Raw genomic sequence first — 7,311 nt, 5'->3', positions numbered from 1 at the left:
CGATGGGACCGCCGGGGTTGGCCCGGCGCGCCGCGCGGCCGTGGACCAGCGCCGCCGTCGCCGCGAGCGCGGCCGCGAGCGACGGGTCGTCGTGGACCTCGTCGACCCGACCGGCCAGCAGCGCACCGAGCAAGCCCGCGAGCACGTCTCCGGCGCCCGCCGTCGCGAGCCACGCCGGGGCGTCGGACTGGGCGTACACGGCCCCCTGTGCCCCGGCGACGACCGTCACCGACCCCTTGAGCAGCACCGTCGCGCCGGTGAGCTCGTGGGCCCGACGGGCCCAGCGCAGCGGGTCCGCCTCGACGTCGGTCCGTTCGACCTGCTCGCCGCGCTGGCTCAGCAGCCGGGCCAGCTCCCCCGCGTGGGGCGTGAGCACCGCGTGCGGGCCGATGTGGGGCGGCAGCAGCTCGAGCGCGCCGGCGTCGACCACGGCGGCCTCCCCCCGCGAGAGCACGTGCTCGAACGCGTACTCGATGCGCCGCCGCTGCCCGGCGTCGTCCGGCGAGACGCCCGGCCCGAACACCCAGGCCTGAACCTTGCCGTTGCCGACCACGACCTCCGGGTGCGCCCCGACGACCACGTCGCCGACGTCGCCCAGGTACCGCACCATCCCGACGCCCGCCCGCACGGCCGCGCTCGTCGTCAGCACCGCGGCGCCCTGGTAGGCACGCGAACCTGCGACCACGCCGAGGACACCGCGCGTGTACTTGTGGCTGTCCGCGGTGGGCACGGGCCACAGGGCGGCGACGTCCGACGGCTCCAGCCGGACCACGGCAGGCGAGCCCGCGAGGTCGAGCCGGAGGTCGACCAGCTCCACCCGGCCCGCGGCGCGCGGCGCGAGCAGGAGCCCGGGCGTGAGCGCACCGAAGGTCACCGTGAGGTCGGCGTCGAGCACGGTCCCGTCCCGACGTCCGTCGTCGACCCCGAGGCCCGAGGGGACGTCGACCGCGACCACGTAGGGCCGCCCGAGCGCCAGGAGCGCCTCGACCAGCTCGCCCGCCCKACCGCGCAGGCCCGACCCGTCGGCGCCGATGCCGAGGATCCCGTCGAGCACGACGTCCGCGCCGGCCGCGAGCGGGGCGGCGTCGTCGTCGAGCCCTCGCACCCGCCCGCCGGCCGCCCGCACCGCCGCCAGCCCGCCCTCGTGCGCGCGATCCGAGGTGAGGACCGCGTGCACCTCGACGCCGCGTCGGGCCAGCAGCGCACCGGCGTAGAGGGCATCGCCCCCGTTGTTGCCCGACCCGGCCAGGACCACCACGCGTGAACCCGCCACCCCACCCCGCAGCTCCTCCAGCGCGCGGGCCACGTGCACGTGCAGCGCGAACGCGGCCCGCTCCATCAGCGGCTCACCGGCCGCCAGCAACGGCTGCTCGGCGGCACGCACCTGCGCGGAGGTCCAGGTCTGCAGCACGCCTCCCATCCTGGCGGGTGAGTAGGGCACATGCCCACACCCGTGACCGCAACGATTCGACCGAACCAGCGCCGCCGCCGCCGCGCAGGTAACGTGCCGGTCATGCGCTTCGGACTCTTCATCCCTCAGGGGTGGCGGCAGGACCTCACCGGCATCGACCCGCGCGAGCACTGGCAGACCATGAGCGGCCTGGCCACGCACGCCGACCAGGGCGACGCCTACGACTCGATCTGGGTCTACGACCACTTCCACGCGGTGCCGGAACCCAACGGCGAGGCCACGCACGAGGCGTGGAGCCTGATCAACGCGTTCGCCGCCTCGACCAGCCGGGTCCGGCTGGGCCAGATGTGCACGTGCATGGCGTACCGGAACCCCGCCTACCTGGCCAAGGTCGCGGCGACCGCCGACATCATCTCGGGCGGCCGCGTCGAGATGGGCATCGGGGCCGGCTGGTACGAGCACGAGTGGCTCGCCTTCGGCTACGGCTTCCCGTCCGCCGGGACGCGGATCGCGATGCTCGACGAGGGCGTCCAGATCTTCAAGCAGCTGTGGACCAACGGCACGGCCACGCTCGACGGCGAGCACTACCAGGTGAACGGTGCCCAGCTGTCCCCCCTGCCCCTGCAGGTGGACGGCCCGCCGCTGTGGATCGCGGGCGGCGGCGAGAAGAAGACGCTGCGCATCGCGGCCGAGCACGCCTCGTACACCAACTTCGACGGCTCGCTCGAGGGCTTCGCCCACAAGTCGCAGGTCCTGCGCGGCCACTGCGACGCCATCGGGCGCCCGTTCGAGGAGATCACGCGCTCGTCCAACTACAACGTGGTCATCGGCGCCACCGAGGCCGAGGTCGACGACCGGATCGCCTGGGTCGAGGAGCACTACAGCAACACGGTGCCCGCCAAGGCCGCCCAGGAGGCGGAGAACTTCCGCAACGGCCCCCTCGTCGGCACACCGGAGCAGATCGTCGAGAAGCTCCAGGCGCTCGAGAAGCTCGGCATGACCTACGCGATCACGTACTTCGCCGAGGCCGCCTACGACCGCTCGGGCATCGAGCTCTTCGAGAACGAGGTCATCCCCGCGCTGCGCTGACCTCAGTCCCGCTCGGCGACCACCACGGCCGACGCGATGCCCGCGTCGTGGGAGATGGACAGGTGGAACCGGTCGACGCCGGCCGCCGCCGCCGCGGCGGCCACCGTGCCGACGACCTCCACCACGGGCTGCGCACCGAGCACCCGGCGCACGGTCGCGTCCTGCCAGCTCATGCCGCCGGGGGCACCGAGGGCCTTGGCAATGGCCTCCTTCGCGGCGAACCGCGCCGCGAGGGAGGTCTCCGGCATCTCGCGCTCCTCGGGCGTGAACAGCCGCTCGCGCAGCGCCGGCACCCGGTGCAGCGTCTCGACGAACCGGGCGACGTCGACGACGTCGATGCCTACCCCGACGATCACTCGACCGTGACGGACTTCGCGAGGTTGCGCGGCTGGTCCACGTCGAGGCCCTTCGCGGTGGCCAGCTCGCACGCGAAGACCTGCAGCGGCACGACGGCGAGCAGCGGGGCGAGCAGCGTGGGCGACTGCGGGACGAAGAACACCTCGTCGGCGTAGGCCAGCACGTCCTCGTCGCCGTCCTCGGCGATCACCAGCGTCCGGGCCCCGCGGGCGCGAATCTCCTGGATGTTCGAGACGACCTTCGAGTGCAGGGAGTGCCGCCCGCGCGGGGAGGGCACGATGACGAACACCGGCTGCCCCTCGTCGATGAGCGCGATCGGCCCGTGCTTGAGCTCCCCGGCGGCGAACCCCTCGGCGTGGATGTACGCGAGCTCCTTGAGCTTGAGCGCACCCTCCATCGCCACGGGGAACCCGACGTGCCGGCCGAGGAACAGCACGGACTTCGTGTCCACCATGGACCGCGCGGTCTCGCGCACGCGGTCGGACCGGTCGAGCACCTGCTGGATCTTGTCCGGCATCGCCCGCAGCTCCGTGAGGATCGCGGCGACCTCGTCGGCGTACATGTTGCCGCGCAGCTGCGCGAGGTAGAGCCCCAGCAGGTAGGCCGCGGTGATCTGCGCCAGGAACGCCTTGGTGGACGCGACCGCGATCTCGGGGCCCGCGTGCGTGTAGAGCACGGCGTCGGACTCGCGCGGGATGGTCGAGCCGTGCGTGTTCACCAGGGCGAGCACCTTGGCGCCCTGCTCGCGCGCGTGCCGCACGGCCATGAGCGTGTCCATGGTCTCGCCGGACTGCGAGACGGCGACCACCAGGGTCCGCTCGTCGACCACCGGGTCGCGGTACCGGAACTCGTGCGCGAGCTCGACCTCGACGGGGATGCGGCACCAGTGCTCGATCGCGTACTTGGCGACGTGCCCGGCGTAGGCCGCGGTGCCGCAGGCGACCACGATGATCTTGTCGACGGTGCGCAGCACCGACTCATCGATGCGGACCTCGTCGAGCACCAGACGCCCGCGGACGTCGGTCCGGCCGAGCAGGGTGTCCGCGACGGCCTGCGGCTGGTCGTGGATCTCCTTGTCCATGAACGAGGCGAAGCCACCCTTCTCGGCGGCGGCCGCGTCCCAGTCGACCGTGTACCGGCGCGCCTGCGCGGGACGACCGTCGAAGTCCGTCACCGCGACGGCGTCCGGCGTGATGGTCACCACCTGGTCCTGGCCCAGCTCCAGCGCCTCGCGCGTGTGCGAGATGAACGCCGCGACGTCGGAGCCGAGGAAGTTCTCCCCGTCGCCGATGCCGACGACGAGCGGCGAGTCGTGCCGGGCGCCGACGACCGTGTCGGGCGCGTCCTCGTGCACAGCCAGCAGCGTGAAGGTGCCGTGCAGCGTGCGCGCCACCGCGGTCATGGCCTCGGTGAGGTCCCCGGAGCCCTTGTACGCCCGCGCGATGAGCTGCGCGGCGACCTCGGTGTCGGTCTGCGAGAGGAACTCGACGCCCTCCGCCACGAGCTCGGCCTTGAGGGTGGCGAAGTTCTCGACGATGCCGTTGTGGATGACGGCGAGCTTGCCGGCCACGTGCGGGTGGGCGTTGACGTCGGTCGGGCCGCCGTGCGTCGCCCAGCGGGTGTGCCCGATCGCGGCCGTCGAGTCCGGCAGCGGGTGCAGGTCGACCTCCTCGACGAGGTTGGCCAGCTTGCCGGCCTTCTTCGCGGTGGCCAGCCGGCCGTCCGGGCTGACCAGCGCGACGCCGGCCGAGTCGTAGCCCCGGTACTCCAGCCTCCGCAGACCCTCCAGCACGACGTCGAGGGGGCGGTCGCTGGCTACCTGGCTACCGACGTAGCCGACGATTCCACACATGGCGGGGAGTCTACCGGGGCGCCCGGTCGGTCCCCGTGGCCGACCTCGGGCACAATCGTCCCCGTGCCACCGTCGCTGACCCCGGCCACGCCCTACGTCGACCTGGACCGCGACGCCTGGACGAGGCTCTCCGCCTCCACCCCGCTGCCGCTCACCGACGCCGACGTCGAACGCCTCGCCGGCCTGGGCGACCCCATCGACCTGGCCGAGGTCGACGCCATCTACCGACCGATCTCGCGGCTGCTCGACCTCCACATCGAGGCGACCCGCGGGCTGCACGCGGCGTCGAGCACGTTCCTGCGCGAGGACGTCGGCGGGACCCCGTTCGTCATCGGGGTGGCGGGGTCGGTCGCGGTCGGCAAGTCCACCACCGCCCGCCTGCTGCGCGAGCTCCTCGCGCGCTGGCCGGCGACCCCCCGGGTCCAGCTGGTCACGACGGACGGCTTCCTCTACCCGAACGCCGAGCTCGAACGCCGCGGGCTGATGGACCGCAAGGGCTTCCCCGAGTCCTACGACCGCCGCGCCCTGCTGCGGTTCGTGTCCAAGGTCAAGGCCGGCCGCCCCGAGGTCCGCGTCCCGGTGTACGACCACCTCACCTACGACATCCTCCCGGGCCGCGAGGTCGTGGTGAACCGCCCGGACGTGCTGATCGTCGAGGGCCTGAACGTTCTCCAGCCGGCCCGCCCCACCGCGGAGGGAACGTCGAACCTCGCGGTGAGCGACTTCTTCGACTTCTCGATCTACGTCGATGCCCGGACCAGCGACGTCCGCCGCTGGTACGTGGACCGGTTCCTGGCCCTCCGACAGACGGCGTTCGCGCGGCCCGAGTCGTTCTTCCACCGGTTCGCCGCCCTCACCGACGACCAGGCCGTCGAGCGCGCGGAGCGGATCTGGGACTCGATCAACGAGCCCAACCTGGTGCAGAACATCCTCCCGACGCGCAGCCGCGCCACCCTCGTGCTGACCAAGGGCCGCGACCACTCCGTCGAGCGCGTCCGGCTCCGCAAGCTGTAGGGCTCAGCGGCCGGGGCTCGCCTCGGCCGCCTGCAGCAGCCGGACGGGGTACTGCTCGCTGTCCGTCTCCTCCAGCGCGTCGAGCGCCGTCGACACCGCCTCCTGCGGTCCACCGCACCGGTCGGTGGGCCACGACGGTCGGATCGCGTGGCCCAGGTCGTCGACCAGCCAGAGCGCGGGAGGGATCACGGACGCCGTGCTGCAGGTGCCCCCCTGCTCCGCCGACGGCCGCCGCAGGGCGACGACGAGCGCGTCGAGGTCGCCCTCCCGTCGGCTTGCCGTCAGCGCGGTCCAGGTGCCCGAGGAGTCGTGCAGCGTGCCACCCGGGGTGCAGACGACGACGCTCACGGGGTGGAACCCGTCCGGCACGCGCCCCACCTCGGGCGCGTCGGGGCGGGGGCTGCTCTCCTCCTCGGGCTCACCGGCGGACGCGAGCTGGAGGTCGGCGAGCACCTGCGCCGCCAGGCAGTCGGCGGTCGCGGCGACGATGGCAGTCGGGGCGTCCTGTGCGCTCTCGGGCGCGCTGCAGGCCGCGAGGCCCAGCACCAAGGCCGCGGGCAGCGCGAGGCCGACGCCCCACCGCGCACGCTCGCCCATCTCGCCCCCTGTCGCACCGCCCCATGCCGAAGCGCACCCCCGGGGGTGTCGACAGGCACGGGAGCGCCGACCGCGACGTCGACACGGTCAGAGAGTAAGCACAGTCATGGGGGAAATGACGGGGTGATGCCGGATCGTTAGGCGGCGGGGTCGGATCGTGAGCGTCCCGTGACCGGGGGGACGGTCTCCGGCCGCGGGACGTCGCCGGCGTCGGCCACCCGGAGCGCCGGCCCGGCCTGCTCGCCGGCGCGGTGGCGGGTCAGGTGGCGCAGGATCCAGTCGATCACCACACCGATGGCCAGGCCGCCGACGACGCCCACGCCCACCGCCACCAGCGTGTGGTCGTGGAGCCAGGCGCCGGCACCGATGCCGATCACCGCGGAGTAGCAGGCCCAGGTCACCGCGGCGATCGCCGTCAGCCCCATGAACCGGCGCCGGCTGTACGCGACCGCGCCGGCGGTCATGTTGACCGCGACCCGACCGATCGGGATGTAGCGCGCGGCGATGATGAAGGCCGCGCCGCGGTTGGCGAGCGCGTTCTCCGCCCAGTCGACAGCGGCCTGGCCCCGTGGGGACCGCAGGACCCGCAGGTCGCGCACCTTGACCTTGGTGCCGATCTGGTACGCGATCTGGTCGCCGGTCCACGCTCCGGCGGCGGCGACGAGCATCACGAACCCGATGTTGGGCGAGCCCTGCGACATCGCGATCGCCGAGAGGGCGATGACGATGGACTCGCTGGGGACCGGCGGGAAGAACCCGTCGATCGTGGCGAACAGGTACAGCACGACGAAGATCCACGGCGAACCGACGAGGGCGAGCGCCCACTCCTCGATCACGTGACATCCTCCTGCGTCGTGCACCGCGGGCGGGTGCCCCGATGTTCTGGTTCCACGGTAAGTCGGCACGGGGGTCGGAAGACATAGGGGTGCCCCCCGGTTCATCCCTGGTGCAGCCCCGAATCATCCCGGAGTCGGACCCCGCTCCGACCCAC

The 7,311-nt window shown here is 73.0% G+C and carries 7 protein-coding genes; 2 read left to right on the top strand and 5 right to left on the bottom strand.

The window, feature by feature from the left end:
* The coding region (locus AC1DYZ_RS15590) for a bifunctional ADP-dependent NAD(P)H-hydrate dehydratase/NAD(P)H-hydrate epimerase (protein WP_477066063.1) at positions 1-1,420 on the bottom strand (1,420 nt) is incomplete at its 3' end.
* Positions 1,421-1,513: 93 nt separating this feature from the next.
* Between AC1DYZ_RS15590 and AC1DYZ_RS15585 the strand changes: the two genes are divergently transcribed.
* Positions 1,514-2,500 carry an LLM class F420-dependent oxidoreductase gene (locus AC1DYZ_RS15585; protein ID WP_477066059.1) on the top strand — a complete coding sequence of 329 codons (987 nt, stop codon included), beginning with the start codon at positions 1,514-1,516 and terminating at the stop codon, positions 2,498-2,500.
* A gap of 2 nt (positions 2,501-2,502) precedes the next feature.
* Here the strand turns inward: AC1DYZ_RS15585 and AC1DYZ_RS15580 are convergent, their stop codons facing one another.
* Both AC1DYZ_RS15580 and glmS read right to left on the bottom strand, forming a co-directional pair.
* Positions 2,503-2,856 carry a holo-ACP synthase gene (locus AC1DYZ_RS15580; protein ID WP_477066058.1) on the bottom strand — a complete coding sequence of 118 codons (354 nt, stop codon included), beginning with the start codon at positions 2,854-2,856 and terminating at the stop codon, positions 2,503-2,505.
* Positions 2,853-4,709 (bottom strand): glutamine--fructose-6-phosphate transaminase (isomerizing), encoded by a 1,857-nt coding sequence (gene glmS / locus AC1DYZ_RS15575; RefSeq protein WP_477066057.1) that lies wholly within the window; start codon positions 4,707-4,709, stop codon positions 2,853-2,855. Before glmS ends, AC1DYZ_RS15580 begins: the two co-directional genes overlap by 4 nt.
* Positions 4,710-4,772: 63 nt before the next feature.
* On the opposite strand from glmS, the gene coaA reads away from it, so the two are divergent.
* Entirely contained in the window at positions 4,773-5,723 is a 951-nt protein-coding gene (coaA, locus tag AC1DYZ_RS15570; protein WP_477066056.1) for a type I pantothenate kinase, read from the top strand.
* Between the two features lie 3 nt (positions 5,724-5,726).
* Here the strand turns inward: coaA and AC1DYZ_RS15565 are convergent, their stop codons facing one another.
* Together AC1DYZ_RS15565 and AC1DYZ_RS15560 are read right to left on the bottom strand one after the other, a co-directional pair.
* A complete protein-coding gene (locus AC1DYZ_RS15565) occupies positions 5,727-6,320 on the bottom strand; it encodes a hypothetical protein (protein WP_477066055.1) in 594 nt (197 codons plus the stop codon).
* Positions 6,321-6,457: 137 nt separating this feature from the next.
* Entirely contained in the window at positions 6,458-7,156 is a 699-nt protein-coding gene (locus AC1DYZ_RS15560) for a DedA family protein (RefSeq protein WP_477066054.1), read from the bottom strand.
* Between the last annotated feature and the right edge of the window lie 155 nt (positions 7,157-7,311).

This window comes from Cellulomonas sp. P1_C4, from assembly GCF_056406355.1.
The sequence above is the reverse complement of the archived record's forward strand: the minus strand, read 5'-3'. Positions and strand labels throughout refer to the sequence as shown.

Excerpts from the sequence above, each read along its gene's own strand:
- glmS (WP_477066057.1), bottom strand. The coding sequence starts at position 4,709 with ATGTGTGGAATCGTCGGCTACGTCGGTAGCCAGGTAGCCAGCGACCGC.
- AC1DYZ_RS15565 (WP_477066055.1), bottom strand. The coding sequence starts at position 6,320 with ATGGGCGAGCGTGCGCGGTGGGGCGTCGGCCTCGCGCTGCCCGCGGCC.
- AC1DYZ_RS15585 (WP_477066059.1), top strand. The coding sequence starts at position 1,514 with ATGCGCTTCGGACTCTTCATCCCTCAGGGGTGGCGGCAGGACCTCACC.